The organism is Paraburkholderia sp. RL17-347-BIC-D (assembly GCF_046027915.1).
In the GTDB taxonomy this organism is placed as follows: Bacteria; Pseudomonadota; Gammaproteobacteria; order Burkholderiales; family Burkholderiaceae; genus Paraburkholderia.
Window position 1 is genome coordinate 1 of the sequence record NZ_JARESS010000272.1, and the last position, 351, is coordinate 351.

Annotated in this window: 1 protein-coding gene; it reads right to left on the reverse strand. The window is 62.1% G+C overall.

Annotated elements, in window-relative coordinates:
• A partial coding sequence (locus P0D96_RS48525) for a contractile injection system protein, VgrG/Pvc8 family (RefSeq protein WP_408321507.1) occupies window positions 1-351 on the reverse strand: 351 nt, incomplete at both ends.

The following is a 351-nucleotide window of genomic DNA, read 5'->3' on the forward strand; positions in this document are numbered from 1 at the left end:
TTCAGGCCGAGCAGGTTGCCCTGGCCCCTGATGCGTTCGTTGCGCGAGAAAAGCGCATGGGCGCGCACACCCGCAAGATAGTGTGCTTCCTCCAGATAGTTGTTCGGCTGGCCCGACAGACCCGTTGCGCCGGCAAGGGGCTGCGAGTAGTCGCCCCAGTGGCGTTCCTCGGCCTTGTGCAGTTCCCCGAACGCATCATGTTCCTCGACGAACTTCTGCGCTCCACGCGTATAGTCGTAATCGACTACGGTCACTCTGGCCGCCGTGACCCTGCGCGACGCCTTCAGTCTGTAGATGGTTTCCTCATCGATGCGCCCACCCTCGCGCGCGTGATAGCGGATCGAGTCATAG